22 protein-coding genes are annotated in these 22,795 nt (G+C 48.0%); 14 read left to right on the top strand and 8 right to left on the bottom strand.

The genetic code is table 11. The features are described from left to right. Positions 1-36 precede the first annotated feature (36 nt). Together LEUMU_RS0101295 and LEUMU_RS0101290 are read right to left on the bottom strand one after the other, a co-directional pair. Positions 37-687 carry a hypothetical protein gene (locus LEUMU_RS0101295; protein WP_022950470.1) on the bottom strand — a complete coding sequence of 217 codons (651 nt, stop codon included), beginning with the start codon at positions 685-687 and terminating at the stop codon, positions 37-39. 9 nt (positions 688-696) lie between these two features. Further along, positions 697-1,506 carry a symmetrical bis(5'-nucleosyl)-tetraphosphatase gene (locus LEUMU_RS0101290; protein WP_022950469.1) on the bottom strand — a complete coding sequence of 270 codons (810 nt, stop codon included), beginning with the start codon at positions 1,504-1,506 and terminating at the stop codon, positions 697-699. Between the two features lie 163 nt (positions 1,507-1,669). Here LEUMU_RS0101290 and LEUMU_RS0101285 point away from each other — a divergent pair, with 163 nt between their 5' ends. From LEUMU_RS0101285 to LEUMU_RS0101275, 3 genes are all read left to right on the top strand, one after another. Further along, positions 1,670-3,625 carry a UvrD-helicase domain-containing protein gene (locus LEUMU_RS0101285; RefSeq protein WP_022950468.1) on the top strand — a complete coding sequence of 652 codons (1,956 nt, stop codon included), beginning with the start codon at positions 1,670-1,672 and terminating at the stop codon, positions 3,623-3,625. Between the two features lie 99 nt (positions 3,626-3,724). Then, the gene (gene glnK, locus LEUMU_RS0101280; protein ID WP_022950467.1) at positions 3,725-4,063 is read left to right on the top strand and encodes a P-II family nitrogen regulator; all 339 of its coding nucleotides are present in this window, start codon (positions 3,725-3,727) and stop codon (positions 4,061-4,063) included. A 26-nt stretch (positions 4,064-4,089) separates the two neighbouring features. Further along, a complete protein-coding gene (locus tag LEUMU_RS0101275) occupies positions 4,090-5,388 on the top strand; it encodes an ammonium transporter (protein ID WP_022950466.1) in 1,299 nt (432 codons plus the stop codon). A 79-nt stretch (positions 5,389-5,467) separates the two neighbouring features. Here LEUMU_RS0101275 and LEUMU_RS0101270 read toward each other — a convergent pair whose 3' ends face one another. The 3 genes from LEUMU_RS0101270 to orn all read right to left on the bottom strand — a co-directional run bounded on the left by LEUMU_RS0101270 (position 5,468) and on the right by orn (position 8,680). Further along, complete coding sequence (locus LEUMU_RS0101270) at positions 5,468-6,178, bottom strand: Bax inhibitor-1/YccA family protein (protein WP_022950465.1); 711 nt, start codon at positions 6,176-6,178, stop codon at positions 5,468-5,470. An 85-nt stretch (positions 6,179-6,263) separates the two neighbouring features. Beyond that, a complete protein-coding gene (locus LEUMU_RS0101265) occupies positions 6,264-8,135 on the bottom strand; it encodes an ATP-binding cassette domain-containing protein (protein WP_022950464.1) in 1,872 nt (623 codons plus the stop codon). Further along, the gene (orn, locus tag LEUMU_RS0101260) at positions 8,135-8,680 is read right to left on the bottom strand and encodes an oligoribonuclease (protein ID WP_022950463.1); all 546 of its coding nucleotides are present in this window, start codon (positions 8,678-8,680) and stop codon (positions 8,135-8,137) included. Before orn ends, LEUMU_RS0101265 begins: the two co-directional genes overlap by 1 nt. 46 nt (positions 8,681-8,726) lie before the next feature. Between orn and LEUMU_RS0101255 the strand changes: the two genes are divergently transcribed. The 8 genes from LEUMU_RS0101255 (at position 8,727) to LEUMU_RS0101220 (ending at position 16,795) form a co-directional block, all read left to right on the top strand. Further along, on the top strand, positions 8,727-9,965 hold the full coding sequence (locus LEUMU_RS0101255; RefSeq protein ID WP_022950462.1) for a M48 family metallopeptidase: 1,239 nt from the start codon (positions 8,727-8,729) through the stop codon (positions 9,963-9,965). Positions 9,966-10,031: 66 nt separating this feature from the next. Next, on the top strand, positions 10,032-10,325 hold the full coding sequence (locus LEUMU_RS24070) for a hypothetical protein (protein ID WP_040504042.1): 294 nt from the start codon (positions 10,032-10,034) through the stop codon (positions 10,323-10,325). Positions 10,326-10,360: 35 nt separating this feature from the next. Then, complete coding sequence (gene rsgA, locus LEUMU_RS24065; RefSeq protein ID WP_022950460.1) at positions 10,361-11,257, top strand: ribosome small subunit-dependent GTPase A; 897 nt, start codon at positions 10,361-10,363, stop codon at positions 11,255-11,257. A gap of 71 nt (positions 11,258-11,328) precedes the next feature. Then, entirely contained in the window at positions 11,329-13,236 is a 1,908-nt protein-coding gene (locus tag LEUMU_RS0101240) for a transglycosylase SLT domain-containing protein (RefSeq protein ID WP_022950459.1), read from the top strand. A 1-nt stretch (position 13,237) separates the two neighbouring features. Next, positions 13,238-14,347: a type II secretion system minor pseudopilin GspK gene (gspK, locus tag LEUMU_RS0101235; protein WP_022950458.1), complete on the top strand. Its 1,110-nt coding sequence runs from the start codon at positions 13,238-13,240 to the stop codon at positions 14,345-14,347. Between the two features lie 2 nt (positions 14,348-14,349). Next, positions 14,350-15,552: a type II secretion system protein GspL gene (gspL, locus tag LEUMU_RS0101230; RefSeq protein ID WP_022950457.1), complete on the top strand. Its 1,203-nt coding sequence runs from the start codon at positions 14,350-14,352 to the stop codon at positions 15,550-15,552. Then, positions 15,549-16,034, top strand: a complete 486-nt coding sequence (gene gspM / locus LEUMU_RS0101225; RefSeq protein WP_022950456.1) for a type II secretion system protein GspM — start codon at positions 15,549-15,551, stop codon at positions 16,032-16,034. Before gspL ends, gspM begins: the two co-directional genes overlap by 4 nt. After that, positions 16,031-16,795, top strand: coding sequence for a type II secretion system protein N (locus tag LEUMU_RS0101220; protein WP_022950455.1), 765 nt, complete (start codon positions 16,031-16,033; stop codon positions 16,793-16,795). Before gspM ends, LEUMU_RS0101220 begins: the two co-directional genes overlap by 4 nt. A gap of 139 nt (positions 16,796-16,934) precedes the next feature. Here the strand turns inward: LEUMU_RS0101220 and LEUMU_RS0101215 are convergent, their stop codons facing one another. The 3 genes from LEUMU_RS0101215 to ybaK all read right to left on the bottom strand — a co-directional run bounded on the left by LEUMU_RS0101215 (position 16,935) and on the right by ybaK (position 19,264). Continuing rightward, entirely contained in the window at positions 16,935-17,699 is a 765-nt protein-coding gene (locus LEUMU_RS0101215) for a sulfite exporter TauE/SafE family protein (protein WP_022950454.1), read from the bottom strand. A gap of 61 nt (positions 17,700-17,760) precedes the next feature. Beyond that, positions 17,761-18,306 carry an ankyrin repeat domain-containing protein gene (locus tag LEUMU_RS0101210; RefSeq protein ID WP_026744384.1) on the bottom strand — a complete coding sequence of 182 codons (546 nt, stop codon included), beginning with the start codon at positions 18,304-18,306 and terminating at the stop codon, positions 17,761-17,763. 481 nt (positions 18,307-18,787) lie between these two features. Continuing rightward, entirely contained in the window at positions 18,788-19,264 is a 477-nt protein-coding gene (gene ybaK / locus LEUMU_RS0101205; RefSeq protein ID WP_022950452.1) for a Cys-tRNA(Pro) deacylase, read from the bottom strand. Between the two features lie 39 nt (positions 19,265-19,303). Between ybaK and LEUMU_RS0101200 the strand changes: the two genes are divergently transcribed. From LEUMU_RS0101200 to yaaA, 3 genes are all read left to right on the top strand, one after another. Continuing rightward, a complete protein-coding gene (locus LEUMU_RS0101200) occupies positions 19,304-21,637 on the top strand; it encodes a DNA polymerase II (RefSeq protein WP_022950451.1) in 2,334 nt (777 codons plus the stop codon). Positions 21,638-21,716: 79 nt separating this feature from the next. Continuing rightward, positions 21,717-21,965, top strand: a complete 249-nt coding sequence (locus tag LEUMU_RS0101195; RefSeq protein ID WP_022950450.1) for a YfhL family 4Fe-4S dicluster ferredoxin — start codon at positions 21,717-21,719, stop codon at positions 21,963-21,965. 18 nt (positions 21,966-21,983) lie between these two features. Continuing rightward, positions 21,984-22,769, top strand: coding sequence for a peroxide stress protein YaaA (gene yaaA, locus LEUMU_RS0101190; protein ID WP_022950449.1), 786 nt, complete (start codon positions 21,984-21,986; stop codon positions 22,767-22,769). The last annotated feature ends 26 nt before the right edge of the window (positions 22,770-22,795 follow it).

Genomic DNA, 22,795 nt, shown 5'->3' with positions numbered 1-22,795 from the left:
GGGTCGGCTGCTCAAGTAATTCTGCGAGCAGTCGCATCACAAAAAAACCTTCAACAACATCACCACCAGCACCACAACCACCCCCGCAATAAACACAGACTGCCATTCAACTTCACCGGTTGGCTCTTCTTCAAGCTCAACACCCAGCTCATCATCCACCAGCTTTTCTGCGCGCTTACGGAGCGACTCTACATGCTGCTCAATCGGCAGTCCTTCGCCCGCACCACAATACTCCGCATCCCCGCCACGAATATTAATCAACGGAATTAACACATCGATATTCGCCCTAGCAACCAGTGCATTCTTCGTCGCGGTTCGAAACGCACCCTCGTTATACTCAACAAAAGGGTCAGGGTTCAAACAATATGCCTGATAAATCTCGACCATCGAGTCAAAACTCTGGCCCAGCATTTCACGGTTACGGTCCAGCGACCGCTTAAGCTCACTCACTCCAACGCCATGCGCTGGCTTGGTTACCCGCAGATTATACTCAATGCCGCGCACGTAGACTTTTAACGAGCCATTCGCGGAAATCACGGTAACTTTCGGTTTTTCCAAAATTGCTTTTCCCGACGCCTCGCCATCATCATTGCCAGTCGTTACCGGCGCAGTGGGGACGTCTTCATCAATGGGTGGCTTACCTTTACCGAGCAAAGCAAACACACCAAAAATACTTGTGGTCTTCATGCCACCAACCTACTTACAAGCAACCTGAATCGGTTGGATGATATCACTGTCCAAGCGCACAGCGGTCAATTTTCCGCCCCACACGCAGCCAGTATCCAGCGAAACCACCTGATTATTTTCATAAAAGCCCATCGCCGACCAGTGACCAAACACTACTTTGTAGGGTAATAAAACCCGTTGTGGCACCTGAAACCAGGGATACAAACCTGCCGCTTGGTGATCGCTGGCAGTCCCCTTGACCGAATAGTTGAGCCCGCCATTTTGTTGGCAGCCTCGCATTCGAGTAAAGGCATTCAGAATAAAGCGATGACGGTCATAGGATTTTAATGACTCATTCCACAGCTCTGGCTTGTCGCCATACACATTTTTTAGCCAGCGCTTAATGGTCGCCCCACGGATCGGAACCTCAATTTCACGAGCAAACTGCTGTGCCTGATTCAAATTCCACAACGGATAAACACCGGCATGCGCCATGCAATAGCCCAACTCCGAATCAACATGCAAGATGGGGCGAAAACGTAGCCACTCGATCAGCTCTTCGCGATCAGGGGCTTTCATGACCGGCTGCAAGGAATTGTGTGCTTTAACTACCCCATAATGGGCAGCAATCAGGCTAATATCATGATTACCCAGCACCGCAACAGCAGAATCACCCAAATCTTTAACCGCCCTCAACACTTCCAACGACTGCTTTCCACGACTCACTAAGTCACCGGCGAGCCACAGGGTATCCTGCTCCGGTGAAAACTGGACTTTGTCCAATAATCGCTGAAATGCAGTGTAACACCCCTGTAAATCTCCAACTGCGTAGATAGCCATAGCCTTATCTGTATTCCTAATCTTATCAATCCAGAATCGAGGCGATTCTAAAGTAGAATTTATGTTAAAATTGTTCTCAGCTTCGGGCAAAATAGCCCCCAAAGCTTAAATATTTTTCGATTTTATAAAATCGGCCAGAAGCCAATTAGGATCACCTTATTATATGGCACTGATCATACCAGAAGAATCGCTGACGACCAGCTATCCGGCACCACAACTTCATAGCTGTCTGCAGCAGTTGCCAGAAGATGTGACGGCCTACCAAAGCCAATGCGCTGACCCAACCAGCGACGGCTTACGCTACTGGCTCACTAAAGGCACTCAGTCATTATTGCTCGCCACACTGCCTGCCGGAGCCATCCCACGCTCGATGCTACTAACGCCGGAAACGCTCGCCGAACACCCCGCCGTTAAAAGTATCATTGCCGAACGTGATGCCCTACTACCTGCCGCTATGCAAGGTCATACTCACCATCTGCTACCGATCGTACTAGCCTTACCGGATAACCTTGAAGCTCGCCAAACACTTTATCTGAAATCTCCAAAATTACTGGCGATTGGTAAAGCGCTAATGGATGGTGCCATGCAATTGGTCACCGACCGACTTTATGGCTTGGCGGCCTCTGAGACGGTCATAGACTACATTCACAACAGCTTTTGTCCTGAAGCCAGCGATACTGAGCAACGGCTCGACGCCGAGCAGCTAGCCAGCTTAAAAGTTGATGAAAACAACAGCGATGGTAAGCCATTCTCTCTACGTTTAGTGACCGGCTTATCGGGCAGCGGCAAGAGCAAAGTACTGATTGAGCATGCAAAACAGCTGTGCAAAAGTCATCCAGACAGCCGCATTTTAATACTTAGCTATAATAAAGCCATCAATAATCAGTTAAAACATGAAATTTCATGTTCAACACCTAAGCAAGCCAAAATTCAATGCCATCCCTTTATGGAGTGGTGTCGCAAATTATTGGGTGGCACTTGGAAGTTCGTTTACGAAGACCAGGAAACAGAGCTACTCGACTTAATGATCAAGCGCCACTTTGAAGTCGGCGAGCTGTCCAGACACGGCCTGATTCGCGAAATTAACTTCATTAAAGATCGCCGCATTCAAACCGAAACCGAATACATGGGTACCCTGCGCTCCAGTCGTAGCTATGCCCTGCCTAACCCAGTGCGTAAACGTGTCTGGCAGGCCATGATTCAAATCGATACGCATTTGAAAGATCGCAATAGCCATTTGTGGGGTGATGCGCCAGCCATTTTGCTGCAAGCACTGGATGATGGAAAAATCTTCGAGCCTTACGACTACGTTCTGATTGATGAGGCACAGTATTTTGCACCGGTTTGGTTTGAGCTCATCAAGCGCGTTATGTCGCCGCACGCCCAGTTATTTATGACCGCCGATGAAGATCAAGGCTTTTGCAATCGTAGTCTGAACTGGCAAGAAACCGGATTTGATCTGCGTGGCCACACCATTCGCTTGAAGCATAGCTATCGTTGCAACCAAGGCATTGCTCGCGTGGTGGATAACTTCAGACTGCACCGCCTGATGGAAGAAGTACGCCACCCGCTGTACTCCATGAATCAGGTTGATCCGATTCCTTCCGAGCAGCACCCGCAGTTACTGCATTTTTCAGGTAAGGAATATCAGCAAAAGCGCCTGCTCAGCGAGCTGCACCAGTTGGTACAAAATGGCTGCGCACCACAGGATATTCTGATTATCAATGCCAACAAGCAAACGACTCGTTTTTTGGCACAAGACATCCGCAAAGCGCTCGATATTCCCACGGTCACGCTAACCGGCAGTGTGAATGACGTTGAAGCTATTACCCTGTGCGATATTGAATCGGCTACGGGCCTAGAGAGCAAAGTTGTGTTTATCACCGGACTGGAACGTATTTTTGATGATGAGGACAATCCCGCGTTAAATAGCCGCGAGCGTCGCAGTCTGAAGCTGGAAAATACTCACCTGCTACACATGGCAATGACACGTGCTACCGATAAACTCTATCTGCTAATTACCGCAGATGAGATACCGGAAGACCTGACCATCGAGGGATTGGATATTCCAACCTTGACCCAGCAGCAACGTGCCCCCGTCATGTACCTGAATCCATAATTTCCAACTAATATGTTACCATGTAGCCGCCCGACAAGCGGCTACGTCGGGCAGCGCGTATTCGTTGATTCTTGTTTTACTACTTCTGAGGAACACCCTATGAAACTAATCACCGCAATCATCAAGCCATTTAAATTGGATGATGTACGGGAATCTTTATCTGAGATGGGCATTTATGGTTTGACCGTAACTGAAGTTAAAGGCTTCGGCCGTCAAAAGGGCCATACCGAGCTCTATCGTGGCGCGGAATACGTGGTGGATTTCCTCCCCAAAGTAAAAATCGAAACGGCTGTGGATGATGACCGTGTGGATGAAGCCATCGAAGCCATTATCAAAGCAGCCAACACCAGCAAAATTGGTGACGGTAAAATCTTCGTAACTCATATCGAGCAAACCATTCGGATTCGTACCGGAGAGACTGGTCCAGACGCACTGTAAGTTAACCCCGGAGAGGAAACTGCTAGATGAAACATTTTTTATTGCCAGCACTACTTTTAATGCTGGCCCCCCTCACTGCGCTCGCAGATGAGGCCCCCTTGGTCAATGGTGCTAATACTGCCTGGATTTTAACCTCAACAGCCTTGGTTTTGTTTATGACATTACCCGGGTTAGCCTTGTTTTATGGCGGGTTGGTTAAAAGCCGCAACGTGCTATCCATCCTCATGCAATGCTTTGCGATTGCCGGCATTGGCTCCGTGTTTTGGTTAGTCATGGGTTACAGCTTAGCCTTTAATGGCGACGGTGCATTCATTGGAAACTTCTCTAAGTTTATGTTCAATGGCGTCACCGAAGGCTCGGTGTCCGGCGACATTCCAGAATCGCTATTTGCCCTATTCCAAATGACCTTTGCCGTCATTACACCCGCTTTGATTATTGGTGCCTTTGCTGAGCGAATTAAGTTCTCTGCGGTATTAATCTTTAGCACCATTTGGTTGGCATTTGTGTATGCGCCGGTCACGCACTGGGTTTGGGGTGGCGGCTGGTTACAACAAATGGGACTGCTGGATTTTGCTGGCGGAACCGTTGTCCACATTACCGCAGGTGTTGCTGCACTCGTTACGGCCATTATGATCGGCCCACGCAAGAGCTTTGTCCGTGGAAATGCCGCACCTCATAATATGACAATGACCATTACTGGTGCTGGTATGTTGTGGGTTGGCTGGTTTGGTTTTAACGGCGGCTCAGCGCTGGCAGCGAATGGCGACGCAGCCATGGCAATGCTGGTCACTCACATCTCAGCCGCCACTGGTGCGTTGACCTGGATGTTCTACGAGTGGAAAAAATACGGCAAGCCTACCGCACTGGGAACAGTAACCGGTATGGTTGCAGGCTTAGGTACGATTACTCCGGCATCCGGTTTTGTAGGCCCTGGCGGCGCACTGATTATTGGCTTATTAGCCGGTATCGTCTGCTTTAATGCGACCCTGCTGATCAAGCAAAAATACAAAATCGATGACTCACTGGATGTATTCCCAGTGCATGGCGTCGGCGGTATTTTAGGAACCTTCCTTGCGGCGATTTTTGCATCCGATCAACTGGGTGTATTCAGCGGCCAAGGCTATGCTGAAAATATCAGTGGCATGATGCATCAAATGGGCGTGCAGCTAGTCGGTATTATCGCAACGGGCTTATACACAGCGGTTGTGACTTACCTAATTTTCAAGGCGGTCGGCATGATCACCAATGGTGTGAGAGTCTCTGATGATGAGGAAGCACAAGGTCTGGATATCGTGGATCACGAAGAGCGTGGTTACGATCTTTGATTGATTTTAGATAAACGTCAGATACAAAAAAGCCCCGCATCATGCGGGGCTTTTTTTATAGCTTAACGTTCAGTAGTGACTAGTCGTCGCCCATGAATGCCATCAGGAACTGAAGTACATACCAGAACAACAAACCAACGCTTGAGAACAATGACAAAGACGCTGCTACGTGCTGGTTAGTGTGATACTCATGAATGATGTTTGACGTGCTGTACAAGACAGAAGCCGCTGCAAACAGAATCATCGCACCAGAGAACCACAGGCCTAATGAGAAACCAAACAGAATCGCTGCAACGATAACACCCATTGCCACGAAACCACCGATCATCAGGAAGCGTCCCATGAAAGAGAAGTTAATCTTGGTTGAGAACGCAGTGAACGTCAGTCCACCCACCAGCGCAGCAGTAATGACTACCGCGTAAGTCAATGTGTCTGGCGCTGTCATCAGTGCGCGTGTAATTGGTAAGGTCGACAGGAAGGCAAATGCCACCACGTACAAACCGAGTCCCATGTATTGACGCTCACGAGAAACACCGGAGTGTGCCCAGTTATCTGCCAACATTGAAATACCCATGTATGCAGCCATTACCAGCAGCCACATCCAGGAAGAACCAGCTAGTACGCCCATAAAGGCATTAGCGATTCCAGTTTGTAGGAAAAAGGTCACTGCTACTGCATAGGCAACAATCGCGCCGCCTAAGTGCAGGTAAGTGCGCTGAATAAACGCCGCGCGCTCACTTTCTGCAGCATTGGCAACAATCTGGCCAGAACCCACATCTAAAAAACTCATAAACAATCTCCTAAGTATAAAAAAATATCTTTATTGTGATAACAATCAGTATATATGGAAACCAATAATACTGAGTGACAAATTATTAACTCATCGCTTGCTCGTACTCTTCGGCAGCTTCCATCCATGCAAGTTCCACTTCTTCAAGCTTACCGTCGATTTCGCTTTTCTTCAGCAGCAATGCTTTTAGCTTCTCTTTATTATGCTCGCTATAAATATCAGGGTCAGCGAGCTGCTTTTCAAGTTCAGCTGAGCCTTTACTCAAAGTATCCATCTCTTTTTCGTGCTTATCAACGATCCGTTTTAGGGGCTGCAATCGTTTGCGTTGTTCTGCATTTTGCTTGCGTTTATCCTTACGATTATCAGGTCTATCTTCCGTTTTTGGCGCGTTTTGCGCCTGCTCGCGGTTTTTCAACCATAGCGAATAATCATCCAGATCGCCCTCAAACACAGTCGCTTTGCCGGAATCCACCAATACCAGATCGTCAGTGACTGATTTTAGCAAATGTCGATCGTGCGAGACAATAACCATAGCGCCTTCAAAGGCTTGCAGTGCCATACTCAACGCATGACGCATGTCTAAATCAAGATGATTGGTCGGCTCATCCAGTAGCAATAAGTTTGGCCGTTGGTACACTAATAAAGCCAAAACCAGCCGCGCTTTCTCACCACCTGAAAATGGCTGAACCGCTTCATCAACACGCTCGCCTTGAAAACCGAAGCCACCCAGATAATTACGCAAATCCTGTTCACGTGCTTCTTTATCTAAAGCGCGCATATGGTCCAGTGGCGACTGGTCAATATGTAACTGTTCCACCTGATGCTGTGCGAAATAGCCAAGATGCAAATCCTGCGCAGACCACATGGAGCCTGCCAACACAGGCAACTCACCCGCCAAGCATTTAATCAGCGTTGATTTACCTGCACCGTTTGGCCCGATTAAACCAATACGCTGCCCCGGCATTAATTGAAAGTCGACCTTCTCAATAATCGGTGCGCCGCCATACCCCACCGAAGCTTCGGTGAGATTCAACAAGCGGTCTGGCAATTTACGCGGCTCGAAAAAGCTGAATTTAAACGGTGAATCGATATGCGCTTGCGATACCAGCTCCATCCGCTCCAAGGCTTTTAAGCGACTTTGCGCCTGCCGAGCCTTAGTTGCCTGCGCCCGAAAGCGATCCACATACTTACGAATATGCGCGACTTCGCGTTGCTGACGCTCAAAGGTGCTTTGTTGCTGCGATAAACGCTCAGCTCGTAAGTGTTCAAAAGCCGAATAGTTACCGGTGTACAAAGTAATTTTCTGATGTTCCACATGCGCAATGTGGCTGGTCACGGCATCTAAAAACTCGCGATCGTGCGAAATTAGCACCAAAGTGCCCGGATATTGAATCAGCCACTGCTGCAGCCAGATCACCGCATCCAAGTCCAAATGATTGGTCGGCTCATCCAGCAATAACAAGTCGGAACGGCACATCAATGCCTGCGCCAGATTTAAGCGCATGCGCCAACCACCGGAGAAACTGCTCACCGGACGGCTAATCTGCTCCTGCTTAAAGCCAAGGCCTTGCAGCAAGGTCGCAGCGCGGCTTTCAGTGGTATAACCATCGATCGCTTCCAGCTGTCCTAGCAATGAGGCTAAATGCTCACCTTCGGCGGTTTTCATCTGGACTTGCAAAGAGGCAAATTCAATATCGCCTTCCAGCGCATAACTCAGTGCGGTCTGCTCGCTTGAAGGTGTGTGCTGAGCCACATGCGCCATTACCCAATTGGGCGGCATGGAGAACTGTCCGGACTCTAGGGACAACTCCCCCCGAATCAAGGCAAACAAACTCGATTTACCGGTGCCATTCGCACCCGTCAGGCCGACTTTTTGGCCCGGATGAATGCTAAAGGTACTGCTACCAATCAGCTCGCGCCCACCACGGCGCAATGAAATATCAGAGAATACCAGCATCAGATCGACATGATTTCTTTGCGGTAATACTGTAGCTCAGCAATAGAATCCACAATGTCATCCATGGCCAAATGCGAGCCTTTCTTTTTAAAGCCTTTGGCTACTTCCGGCTTCCAGCGTACTGCTAACTCTTTCAATGTGCTGACATCCAAATTGCGGTAATGGAAGAAATCTTCCAATAGCGGCATCGTGCGCGCCATAAAGCGACGATCCTGACAAATGCTGTTGCCACACATTGGCGACTTGCCCGCATCAATGTACTGACTCAGGAACGCAATCGTTTCCGCTTCAGCCATCGCTTCGGTATGCGTACTGTTACGCACTCGCTCAATCAAACCGGACGATCCATGCTGTTTCTGGTTCCAGGAGTCCATTCCCGCCATGATCTCATCGGATTGATGAATGGCGATCACTGGCCCTTCTGCCAAAATGTTCAGTTCTTTATCGGTAATCACCGTCGCAATTTCGATGATCTGATCATTCACAGTATCCAGACCGGTCATTTCCAGATCAATCCAGATTAAATTATTGTTGTCTACATGCATGGTTTATACTTTCTTCTCGTTTTGAATTCAGGATGTATCTTAGCAAATGCCTACCTTCACGTTGATATTTATCTTAGCAATAATCGCGACTATCGGCACTCAACTCTGGCTATCATTTCGCCAGTCCCGATATGTGGCAGAACATCGCCCTGCAGTACCGGCAGAATTTGCCGAGTCCATCACGCTAAAAGAGCACCAAAAAGCGGCGGATTACACGCAGGCTAAAGGTAAACTGGGCCGCATTGAGCTGATTATTAGTACCGTTCTATTGCTGATCTGGACCTTAGGTGGCGGCTTACAGTGGCTAAATAGCTTGTGGGCTGATAGCGGATGGGGGGAACTGGCAAGCGGTACCGCCGTGATTCTAAGCTTTATGGTGATTTCCAGCCTGCTGGACATTCCAACCTCACTGTATCGCACCTTCGTGATAGAGGAAAAATTTGGTTTTAACAAATCCACGCTCAAAACATTAGCCGTAGATTTAGTCAAAACCCTGATGCTGTCATTAGTGATCGGCGTACCGCTTATCATGTTAGTGCTGTGGCTAATGAATTCAGCCGGTTCCTTGTGGTGGTTCTATGCTTGGCTAGCAATTACCGCCTTTTCATTAGTGATGATGTGGGCATATCCAAAATTTATTGCACCGATATTTAATAAATTTACCCCGCTGGAATCAGGCGAAGTACTGGACCGGATTACCACCTTGTTAGAGCGCAATGGTTTCAGCTCTCAAGGCGTGTTTATGATGGATGGCTCGCGCCGCTCCAGTCATGGAAATGCCTACTTTACCGGCTTTGGTAAAAACAAGCGGATTGTGTTTTTCGACACCCTGCTAAAGCAGCTGACACCTAAGCAAGTTGAAGCCGTATTAGCTCATGAACTCGGTCATTTTAAACATAAACACGTCTTTAAAGGCATGATCGTATCGGTGCTAAGCACCCTGCTTGGCTTTATGTTATTGGCCTTTTTAATGAAGCAGGAATGGTTTTACCAGCAACTTGGCGTACAGAATCAGTCAACCCATATGGCTCTGCTGTTGTTTCTCCTCGTTAGTCCGGTATTTACTTTTTTTATCGGTCCTGTCATGTCATGGTGGTCCCGCAAACACGAGTTTGAAGCCGACGCTTTTGCCGCAAAAGAATCCAGTGCTGAGGAACTCATCAGTGCCCTCGTCGGTCTATACAAAAAGAACGCCGGTACATTAACACCCGATCCACTGTACTCAGCGTTTTACGATTCACACCCACCTGCCTCAATTCGTATTGCCCATTTAAGAAGGCAATAGAGGCTACCGGCTTCACTGACTTTTGTAGTGCAAGGCAGCGTGGTTCATAAAATTTGGGAGAAAAAAATGTTTCGAATAATCCTTGCAGCGATGACTTTAGCTTTTGCAGGAACCACGTTCGCCGCCGGCGATCCAGCAAACGGTGCTAAACTGTTTGCTGGATCACAATGCCAATCTTGCCATGGTACTGAAGTATTTGTGAGCAAAGATCGCAAAGTGAAAAGTTTGAAAGCGCTCGACGCACAAGTTAGACTCTGTGATTCAAACTTGAACACTAATTGGTTTGATACAGAAATACATGATGTAGTCGCTTATCTGAATAAGCAGTACTACAAATTCCCGGATTCCGAGGCACAATAATGCGCATTACGCACCATGCATAAGTTTTTACAATCATGAGCAACGAGACTCATGTGCAAACTCAAGGCACCGGTCGGGTTATCACCCGGTTCGGTGCCGAATTATTGGTGCAATGCGCTGACGGCACTAGCTTGCGCTGTACCACTAAGCGCAAGCTGGATAATGTAGCCTGTGGCGACTGGGTAGAATGGCAAAGTAACCCAACGGGTACGGCGCGCATCGACAAAATTCTACCGCGCAAGAATGACATTACCCGCTCCACGTATCGGGGCAAGCCGCGCACCATTGCGGCCAATGTCGATCAGCTGCTGATTGTTAGCGCCTGGTTGCCAGTGCCTATTTGGGAATTGGTTGATCGCTATTTAATTGCTGCTGAGCGCTTATCTGCCGATGCAGTTATCATTATGAATAAGAGTGACCTGTCAGGCTTGGCGACTGATGTTGACTGGCAAGCACTGGCTGACTATGAAGCCATTGGTTACTCCATTATGCATATCAATGCCTTGGATGATGCTAGCGGCGAGCAGCTCAATGAAGTCATGCGTGGCAAAACGAATATTTTATTGGGTCGCTCTGGCGTTGGAAAATCATCAATTGCCAATAAAATTATGCCGGATGCCGAGATTCTAACCTCGGATATTTCAGGCTCGGGCGAAGGACGACACACCACGACCACTGCAAACTTGTATGAATTATCAGATGGGGCTTATCTGATTGATTCACCGGGTGTTCGTGATTATGCCTTGGACAATCTTAGCGAAATTCAGTTGGCCAATGGATATCGTGAGTTCAAACCGTATATGAATCAGTGTAAGTTCAGCAACTGTACGCATAATCATGAACCTCAGTGTGCGATACGGGCAGCAGCAGAGGCTGAAGAAATCTCACCTCGACGCTATGAACGCTATCTTGCAGCACTGAACAGTATGTAAATTTCCATATTGCTCCGGATTGCGCCGGGTGCGATGATGGGATAAATCTATTATAAAAATTTGGGGGCAGAATGCCTGCTTTTCGTACTCTTTGTTTCTCCCTGTTAATCGTTTTCTCCGGCACTGCCGTGGCTGACGAGGCGAGCGACCGTGCGCTATTTAAAGACACTTACGCCCAATTAAAGGCAGGAAAGACAGCGAATATCAGCTCGCTGAAAAACTATATTCTGTACCCGTACCTTGAGTACCAGAGTCTTACTAACAACTTGTCGGGCACATCAACTAAGACACTGACGCAGTTTCTTCGTGACAACAGCGACTCTCCACTGAGTAAAGACCTACAAGTCAGCCTAATGCAGCGCTACAACGTTGAAGGGCAATGGGGTCAAACCTTCACCGAGTATCAGGGAGTCAATGACAGTATTAAAGCACGCTGCTTACACCTGCAAGCACGTGTCGAACTAGGCGATAAAGAAAAAGCGCTGGAAGAAGGCAAAACGATCTGGATGTCGGGTCGTGACCGTCCAAAACAGTGTGATGCCCTATTTGCACAACTTAAAAGTAATGGTCAGTTAAAACGTGATGATTACTGGGCGCGTATTAAGTTAGCGATTGATCGGGGTGCAACCTCGCTCGCCAAAAGTATTTCCCGTCCGCTCTCCAAAAGCGATCAACAACTAGTGAAACTTTGGATTACTGCGCGCAGCAAACCGCAGTCTGCATTGTCATCCAAGTTAATGAATAAGGATACGCCGCGCACTCGTGAAGTCGCGGCCTATGCGATTAAGCGCTTGGCTCGTAATGACACTGAGTCGGCACGCGACGAATTTCAGAATGCACTAAAGAAATACAAGTTCAGCATTCCGCAACAAGCAGAAATCAGCCGCTATATCGCCGTACGTGATGCACTGGATCATGAAGATCATGCGCTCACCTCGCTATCGGCTATTCCAGAAGAATATCGCGATACCGATGCCAATAACTGGCTGGCTCGCTTAGCGGTTCGTCAAGGTAATTGGCGAGTACTGTTGGAAGCCATTGAGGCGATGCCTGCTGAGCAGCAAGAAGAAAGCAGCTGGCAGTATTGGAAGGCTCGCGCCCTAGAGGCCGAGAAGCAGCCCGAAGCGGCTAAAGCGATTTACCAAAAAGTTGCTGAGAATGCTTCTTTCTATGGCTTTTTATCCGCCGATCAACTTGGGCAGCCATACACCAGCCTAGACAGAACGACTCCTGCCTTAGATCACTTGATTCCCGGGTTACTCACAGTACCCGGTATTCAACGTGCACTGGAATTGCTGGCACTGGATATGAAAACCGAAGCTCGGGCTGAGTGGTTTCATGTGCTTGAAGGCCGCAATAAAGAGCAAATGCTCGCGGCTGCAAAACTGGCACAAGATCGTGGCTATCACTTTACCGCTATTTTGACCATTTCACGTGCTAAAGATTGGAATGAGGTTGGCCTACGCTTCCCAATGGCTTACGAATCAATCATTCGCCAAACGGCAGCTAAACAAGGCGTACCAGCATCATTGATTTATGGTGTGGCACGTCGTGAAAGTGCTTTTGACCCCAATATTGTGTCTAGTGCTAAAGCGCAAGGCTTGATGCAGCTGATTCCACCGACCGCTAAACAAGTGGCTAAAGAGCTGGGGCTTAAACGCCTGAGCACTAGACAAGTCTTTGAGCCTGAAACCAATGTGCTGCTCGGCGCAAGCTACTTAAAATCATTACTTAAGCGTTTTGATGGCAACTATGCACTAGCGACCGCTTCATACAATGCTGGCCCACACCGCATGCCAAGATGGGCACCGGATTATCCGTTGGAAGCTGCTCGTTGGATTGAGAGCATTCCGTATAATGAAACACGCAACTATGTTCAGGCCGTGATGAGTTATATGGTTATTTATGAATATAAGCTCAATGGACCGGGCCAACCAGTGACTCGCTTGAGTGAACGCCTAGCGCCAATAAAACCTTAATATGCACCCTTCTCACCGCAATCGTTTTAACCAGAAATCACCCCGCGAACAGCAAGGCGCAGCGCTGATTATTGCGCTGGTGATTATGACGATTGCGGTGACGATTTCGGCGAATATCTTATTTCGCCAGCAGTTAAATACTCGCTTATCCAGCAATATCAACAATCTGGAGCAAGCGTATATTTACGCTACGGGTATTGAAGACTGGACGCGAACAATTCTCGCGCGTGACTCGGAAGAAGCGCCGGAAACAGATAATTTAACCGAGCCATGGGCCACTGAAATCCCACCGATTCCAATCCCCGGCGGCAGCATGACTGGTCGATTGTATGACCTGCAAGCGCTGATCAATGTGAATAATGTTTACCCGCCTGAAAATCCGATTCCAGAAGTGGATGAAGTCGTCAGCGAAACAGTGGATGCGGATAACGAGCCGCTATCTCCTGAAGATGCTGCACAGGCTCGGGAACACAACCGCTATATTATTGCTAGGCAGCGAGTCGCCAATATGGTCGTAGTCGCTGACCCTGACGAAACGCTGGGTGTACCGATCAATGTGGTTGATGTATTACAAGATTGGATCGATGAAGATCAAAACACCCTTGAAGGTGGCGCTGAATCTGACCATTATCGCTCACAAGAAATCGCTTACAGCACTGCCAATAGCCGTATGGTTAGCCCAACGGAATTGCGCCTGCTAAAAGGCATCGATAAAGATGGCTACAAGCTGCTGCGTAAATACTTCACTGCCCTACCTGAAATGACTAGCGTCAATGTGAATACCGCCTCCTATGAGGTAATTCAAGCGCTCGGCTTTACCCCAGAAGCCGCTGAAAACATTGTCTCAGTTCGTGATGATACGCCATTTGAAGCACTGGAAGAGTTTTTGCGATTAGCCGTGGTCGAGCCTGCCATGCAGCCTGATGCCGATGGCAATGTGTTGGTTTACGGGCATGATATTTCGATTACCAGTAGCTATTTTTTGCTGCAAGGTGAGATCAACATCGGTACCGCTCGGATCTATATCAATAGTATTTTGCACCGAAATGATGGTAAAGTTAACGTCATTTCGCGCGATTTTAGCAACCAACAACTCTTAGAATCAGAATAACAATGCAGCTGCTTATCATCAAACTATCAAGTCCGGAGGATGCCCCGCTATTTGCTTGTATAAGTAATAAGCAGACTGAAGCATCTTTTGTTCAAGGCACTTGGGACGACGTCCGCAAACAACAGCGTGGTAGAAAGGTACTACTGCTGATTCCTGATGATGAGGTGTTACTGGCCGAAACTCATATTCCCAGCAAAAATAAAAAGCAGATGCTACAAGCCCTGCCCTATGCTTTGGAAGAAACGCTGGCTGAAGACATTGAAGACTTGCACTTCAGTGCCTATCGCGCCACGGAAAGCGACCCGGTACAGGCCGCGATCATCAATCACGAGCGTTTAGGCGTTTGGGTTGATGCACTCAAATCACAAGATCTTACCGTCAATTATGTACTGCCCGGCGTATTTGCCTTATCCGTCCCTAGCGATGGTTGGTCAGTATTAATTGGTGAGCAGGAAGCGCAAATTCGCCAATCAATGTTTAAAGGCTTTGCCTGCGATGTTGATACGCTTGATTTCTTGTTACCGCCACAGCTTGAGCAAGACCCACCTGAAGCACTGTATGTGAGTGGTGATAGCTTGCGATTGACGCGCTTGCTACAAGATCAGGATATTGAAATTCGCGCGGGTAATGCCACAGGCCTGCTTCAATACAATGACATTGCTCCCACTTTAGAACTCAATCTCCTCAATAATTACAGCCGTGGCGAAAGCGCTTTAAACGGCATCAACTGGTCACCATGGAAACCGGTTGCGGTGATTGCCGGTTTATTATTACTGACATGGGTTGGCATGTTCACTTGGCAAAATCATCAATTAAAACAACAACTGGAGTCGGTTGAAGATCAGATTGGTAGCGTGTATCGCTCAACCATTAGCGGTGGCAGGCTCACCGAAGCCGATGCGCAACTCTCTTCAATGACCAGTACTTTATCGATTCTTGAAGGTGGCTCAGAAGTGAGTGGCACTTCACCGCTTCCGACGATTGCCAAGGTTGCCCCATTGTTTAAACAGTTTCAGGAAATGACCATTAAAGAACTGGGTTTCCGACGTAATAAAGTCGAAATCAATGTCGAGGCACCAAACCTCAGTATGCTGGAAAACTTTAAAAGTGCGGCCTCAAAAAATCAATTGAGTGTGAGCATTGGCTCATCAAAGACGACGGCCAATAATGTGACCTCGACACTGACTGTGCAGGAGGCATTATGAAACAGTGGTTTATGATGCTGAGCTCGCGCGAAAAAACATTAGTGAGTGTGGCGGCTATCGTGGTGCCCATTCTATTAATCTGGTTGCTGTTTTTGCAGCCGATGATTAAAGAGCATGCAGCTCTGCAACAGCAGATAGAAGACCGGTTGACGATTTTAGAAAAAGTACGCCAGCAAAGCACTCAGATTAAGCAATTACGCGCTAGTGGCGGTCGCCAAGCCTCAACTAACCGTGGCAATCCACAGCAGAAAATCGAAAGTGTGCTCAGAACATGGCGCTTACGCTCCGACTTAAATGAAATGCGCACCATCGCCAGCAATACGGTCAAACTTGATCTGAAAAGCAGCGCGGAAGCCGATAACGTCATGCGCTTTCTATACGATGCCGAAACCAAGTTTGGCTTTACGGTAAAAGAGTTGTCGATGAAGCCTGGTAAAGAAGTGGGTACCTCCACTGCTGTCGTTACACTGGAGGCCAAATGAAAACGGTTAAGCTGATTTTATTAGGTCTGATTACCTTCATTATCACCGCCCTATGGCTAACCCCAGCGGCATTTGTTGAACCTCATATTGAGCGCATGGCACCTAATGTCCAGCTGACTGGCAGCAGTGGTACCATTTGGTCAGGTCAGGCAACTAATGCTCGCGTGAATGGCTTTGATTTAGGCCGGGTTAATTGGACAGTGCTACCGATTAAAAGCTTACTAAGCTTATCTTTAGTCAGCGATGTGACTATTGATAGCCCACAACTCAAAGCCAGTGGACAAGCCAGTTACGGACTAGATCGTGGCATTAAACTGGATAACACCAACTTTGAAGCCGATGCCAGCCTACTCTCACGAGTACAACGCTTTGCACAATTGGGTGGTGAATTTCAGGGGCTAATTGAGCATGCTGAGATTTATCCAGAAGGATTCCCTGTAATCAATGGCGTGTTGAATTTTAGCCAGGGAGAAATCCTTGCACCCGTTAGACTGGACCCCGGCAATTACCGTGCAGATATTAGCTCTGAAAACGATACACTGGTTGCTGAAATCACCAATGCCAGCGCGCCACTGGATATCAATGGCAAGCTGACACTGCAAAATGACTGGAAATACCAGGTTAATATTTCAGCGAAGCCACAGGCAAATATGAATCCGGTTGCTAAGGGCTTTTTGCGCTCACAAGGTGGCAACCCCGGCCCTGATGGTACCTTCCTGATTAATCGCAAAGGTGCGCTGCCGAAAATGCAGCTTTACTAAGCGATAAGTATAGGCTGTCAGACTATTTAATCTGACGGCCTATACCAAAAAAACTGCACAAATACTCATAGACACTGCCTCTTTTACACACTGCCACTCTCAAAATGCCCGTCGCGACTCTAAGAACTCCATCCCAGAATCATTCCATTAGCAGCTTAAATAAGTTCGCAACCAACATCACCGTTAGCACCACGATCAGCATATACCGAATGAATTTTTCACCATTGCGAATGGCAGAATGACTACCCAGCCACGCACCGGCCATATTGGCCAGCAGCATCGGCAGTGCCAGACTCCAGATCACTTTTCCTGCAAATAAAAATGCAATTGCAGCCCCTACATTGGTTAGCAGGTTTAATGGCTTAGTCGTCGCCGTCGCCTGCAAATAATCCAAGCTCAATACTCGGCGCATTGCGATGGTCATATAAGTGCCCGTCCCCGGCCCTAATAATCCATCATAAAAACCGATCGGTGCTAATGCTAAGGGAGATTTTTTTGCAGATGCGCCTTCCTCTGCCTTAATCGCTTGTTTACCACGCAAGACAAAGTACAAAGCGATAGGAATACAGATCAGAATAGCCCAAGCTAACAGCTCATCACTCATATGCAAAGCCACCCGACCACCTAAGTAGGATGCCAATAAACACGGCAATGCACTCCAGGCTACAACCTTCCAATTCACTTGGCGAGCTAAGGCAAATTTAACGACTGCGATTGCAGTACCTGACATGGCTACGATTTTATTAGCCGCCATTGCCGCGACTGCCGGAATGCCTGCAAATAGCAGCGCCGGAATCAAAATCATCCCGCCGCCGCCAGCAATAGCATCCACATAACCGGCAAAAAAGGCGACAACGACCAGAATCAATAACCAGTGAGTCGCCAATGACTGAACCTGCTCCATGCTTACACCCTTAAGTATTTAAGGCGAGCATCATAGAATGGCTCAGTCAGAAAGGCTATGCCTACATATACTTCATGACCAAGCTAATCATTTTTTGGTTACGCATGGTTTCGGCAATCTGCAGAGAGTTCACGCCATCAGCCGTACGAAAGTATGGTGGTGCACCTTTCGCCAGCAAATAATTAGCCACTACCGGATGATTAAAGCGAATGGCATGATGCAACGGAATCCAGTTATTCACCGTACGGGCATTCATATTCGCACCATGACTGATCAAAAAGATCACAATCGCTAAATGACCACGCGAGGCCGCCATGTGTAGTGCACGCTCGCCATCTTCATTGGCAAATTGAATATTCACCTTTTGGCGCACGAGCTCCTGCACCAAGGCTAAATCGCCACGCAGGCTGGCATCTAATAACTGGCGCGGGTCTGGACGAGCTCCAGAGGTGGCCTTGTTTTGTGGCCGACCGGCAACTGCATAGCTAGGACGCTCCACAGCACGGGATAGCATGGCGTGTGACTCTACAAATGTCGCTTTGGTATAAGCCGTCGAAGTAGGCCGAGTGTCAGGCGTAACCGAGGCAAAGCCAGTACTGCTTAGCATTAAGGCGCCAAACAAACTAAGGGCTTTATTCCTACGGGCATGTGAGTGGGGAATTGCGGGGGTATAATTGTGCTTCATCGTATCATCTCCGAAGTCGATGTTTTTTTATTGGAGCACCTGAAACAGACAGCAATGGCATGGCGCACAGAACAACATATTCGTCGTCAATTGCTTGTCTCGAGCTGCTTAATTTCTAATGAAGACGGTGTGGGCTTGGGGTAAAACACACAGCGGTAGAAGCAGGAAACGGGCTCTGGTTAGGATGAAGCAAGACACATTAAGCCTCATCCATTTTGGTTATTCGATCCTAGTGACTATCAAATGTCTAGTAAATAGACATAACTATAACTTATTTTGTTATCGAATTAATAAGTTTTCGGTGGTTCAAACATTAATATTGAGCTTTAAAAATAGGATTAGTTCTTTAACTGGATAAAATCAGACCTATTTGTAAGATTAAAGCACATTATGAGTCAGTCAATTAACCACTCGCACAAGCTGCTGATTTGGCATTACACAGCTGTTTTAAATCTGCGGCGCTCAACTCAATTTCAAGCCCGCGTCGCCCACCACTCACAAAAATTGTTTCAAACTCAAAGGCAGAATTATCAATCAATGTTGGCAATCGCTTCTTCTGCCCAAGCGGGCTAATGCCACCCAAAATATAGCCGGTGGTACTTTGCGCAATCTTGGTATCTGCCATCGCCGCTTTTTTAGCGCCTAAAGCAGAGGCGGCCGCTTTAAGGTTCAACTGTCCGGAAACCGGCACGACAGCAACCGCCAGATTTTTCGGCTCGCCATTTAAGGCAATCAATAAGGTTTTAAACACCCGCACAGCATCGACACCCATTGCCTGAGCCGCTTCCTCACCATATCCCTGCGCAGCGGGGTCATGTTCATATTGATGGATTTTGTACGCAATTCCTGCTTTCTGCGCTTGCTTGGTCGCCGGTGTCATTGCTACTCCTGATTAGTGCAAACTGTTAAACTGAGCGTCATGATAACGCAACTTAACGGCTTTCTGCTCACCAGACAATGGCGTGATACGCCCACTGGCATCGAACTCAGTTTCTGGCTTAGCACAGATCAGGGGCCGCTACGTCTGGTGATTAATGGCGAGCAAGCGGTCTGCTTTATTCGCCACGATAATCCAATGCGTTTACCGCCTCGTATTAGCCGCAAACCCTTACCACTGAAAACATTGGCTGGCGAGTCCGTCGATGGCTTGTATTTTCAGCAACAGCGTGAGCTTAACGCCCTGCGCGACCATCTCTCTCACGATAAAACACAGCTGAATGAGTCCGAAGTAAAGCCCACCGAGCGGTATTTAATGGAGCGCTTTATTACGGCCTCAGTCTGTGCGCGTGGCGAGCTAATCCAGCGAGATGGCTATCTTGAAATGCTCCAGCCACAGCTGAAAGCCAGCGACTACGCCCCTAGCCTAAAATGGGTCTCTCTGGATATAGAAACGCATGATTTACGCGGCAAGCTCTATTCTATCGCTGTCACCAGCGCCGATAAGCGACACGTATTTATGGTGTGTCATCCCCAGCAACCCAATGTCACGGCAGATACCCCCCAAGACTTTGAATTGGATTGGTTTGATACCGAGCGCGACGCTCTGCAAGCCTGTTTTGACTGGATTCAGCGCGAAGACCCCGACCTGATTCTCGGCTGGAATGTGATTGGCTTTGATTTAAGTTTTATCAAATGGAAATGTCAGCAACTGAAACTGCCCTTTGCTTTAGGCCGCGGCAATGAAACCGCGACGGTACTTGAAGCCAAAAACGGCGGTCAAATTGATGTTGCCCGAGTCCCCGGTCGCGTAGTACTCGATGGCATCAGCTGTTTAAAAGGCGCATTCTGGAATTTCGAGCATTACGAATTGGGCCATGTAGCCCAGCAAATTCTCGGCGAAGATAAGCTAATCAGTGCAGAAGGCGACAAACTTGCTGAAATTCGCCGTCAATACCGCGAAGAACCCTTACGGCTAGCCGCCTATAATATTCAGGATTGCGTATTAGTGGCCTGCATCTTTGAAAAAGCTGATCTGATTAACTTCTCCATCGAACGCGCCCGCATGACAGGTTTAGCGATGGACCGCCAAGGTGGTTCTACCGCCGCTTTTGATCATTTATATTTGCCACGCTTGCACCGCCAAGGTTATGTCGCGCCCGATATTGGTAGCCAGCAAAACCAAGCCACCAGCCCCGGTGGCTATGTGATGGACTCAATGCCGGGCCTGTATCGCAATGTGTTAGTGCTGGATTTTAAAAGCCTGTATCCCAGTATTATCCGCACTTTTAAAATTGATCCGCTGGGCTTAGCTATTGGATTGAGCGAACCTGAGTCACCCGCCATTCCCGGTTTTGCAGGCGCACGTTTTTCTCGTGATAATTACATTCTTCCTGATTTAGTTACTCAGCTCTGGAAAGATCGCGACATGGCCAAGCAGCATAAAGACGCTCCATTATCCTATGCCATCAAGATTATTATGAATTCGTTTTACGGGGTGCTTGGCTCATCTGGTTGTCGCTTTTTCAATCCGCAGTTAGCCAGCAGCATCACCCGCCGAGGCCATGAAATCATTCAGCAAAGCGCGGCCTTTATTGGTGAACAAGGCTATACCGTGATTTATGGCGATACCGACTCGGTCTTTGTGCATCTGGATGAGCAAGCCAGCGAAACCGAAGCCAATGAAATCGGCCAGCAACTCGCCGCGGCACTCAATCAACACTGGGCTCAAACCTTACAAGAACGCTTCGATATCCCCTCCAATCTGGAAATCGAATACGAAACGCATTATCTACGCTTTTTAATGCCGACTATTCGCGGCAGTGAAGCGGGTAGCAAAAAGCGTTATGCCGGCGTTGTGCGCCGAAATGATGAACTCAGCATGGTGTTTAAGGGTTTAGAAACCGTCCGCACCGACTGGACTACGCTGGCCAAAACCTTTCAGCAAGAGCTTTACCGACGCATCTTTAATGACCTGCCCTATGCTGATTATGTCCGCGAAGTCACTGATCAGCTATTTGCCGGCGAGTGCGATGATCAACTGGTTTACACCAAACGCCTGCGCCGCCCGCTAGAGAGCTATATCAGCAGCCAGCCACCCCATGTGAAAGCCGCTCGCAAAATGCAAAAGCCCGGCAAGCGAATCCAATACCTGATGACACTCAATGGACCCGACCCCATTGAAAATATCACCGCTAAGCCCGATTATCAGCACTATCAGGAAAAGCAGTTGCAACCCGTCGCCGATAGCATTTTATACTTTGTCGGTACCTCCTATGAGCGGCTCACACAAAGGCAAATGGATGTTTTTGGCTAGACTCTGTAGGGAATAATGTTTTTTGTAACGCTGCGCTGTTAGAATTCAACCCATTATCGATATGTAACAGGAAAATACCATGTCATTGATTATTACTGACGAATGCATCAATTGTGATGTTTGCGAGCCTGAGTGCCCAAATGACGCCATTTCTATGGGCGATGAGATCTATGAAATCGACCCTGATCGCTGCACCGAGTGTGTTGGCCATTTTGACGAGCCACAGTGTGTAGAAGTGTGCCCGGTTGATTGCATTCCAAAAGATCCGAATCGCGTTGAAGATCAGGATACCCTGATGAAGAAATACGAACACCTAATGGCAGAATAAGATAACAGGAAACCACTGATGCTCGTTACATTGTCGCCCTCTAAGGGCCAAAATTTCGATTTTCCAATGCCAGACGCGGATTATAGCGTGCCGGCTCAGCTTGATCAGTCGCAAATTCTGATTGATGAATTGCGCGACTATGCACCACCGCAAATCGAAAGCATGATGAGCATCAGTGAGAACCTCGCGAATCTAAACTTTGAGCGCTTTCAACAGTTTCACACCCCATTTAATCCCGAGAATGCCAAACCGGCATTGTTTGCATTTAAAGGGGATGTGTATTCAGGGATTGATAGCGCCAGCTTCACTAAAGATGATCTGAACTATGCCCAAGATCATTTGCGGATTCTATCAGGCCTGTATGGCGCCTTGCGTCCGATGGACTTGATTCAGCCTTACCGCCTGGAAATGAAAACCAAGCTGAAAAACCCACGCGGTGCGAACTTGTATGAGTTCTGGGGTGATCAGATTACCGATAGTCTGAATGCCGTCTTGGCAGAACAGGAAGAAGCAGTCTTGGTTAACCTGGCATCCAATGAGTATTATAAATCGGTCAAACCCAAACAGGTTAAAGGCCGTATTCTAAATATCGACTTTAAAGAAACCAAAGATGGTAAGACGCGCATCATTGCTTTCTATGCCAAAAAAGCCCGTGGCATGATGGCAGACTTCATTATCCGCAACCGAATTGAGTCACCCGAGGGTATCAAAGATTTCGATATCGCTGGCTATAAATACGCAGCTGAATTATCCAGCAAAGACAAGTGGGTATTTGAGCGCCAACAGCCAGAAGCAGCTAGCTAAAAGCCCCATTGTAAAGACACCCAATC

Origin of the sequence: Leucothrix mucor DSM 2157, from assembly GCF_000419525.1 — a bacterium.
Taxonomy (GTDB): domain Bacteria; phylum Pseudomonadota; class Gammaproteobacteria; order Thiotrichales; family Thiotrichaceae; genus Leucothrix; species Leucothrix mucor.
Note: the sequence above shows the minus strand (reverse complement) of the source record. Positions and strands in the feature narration are given on the sequence as shown.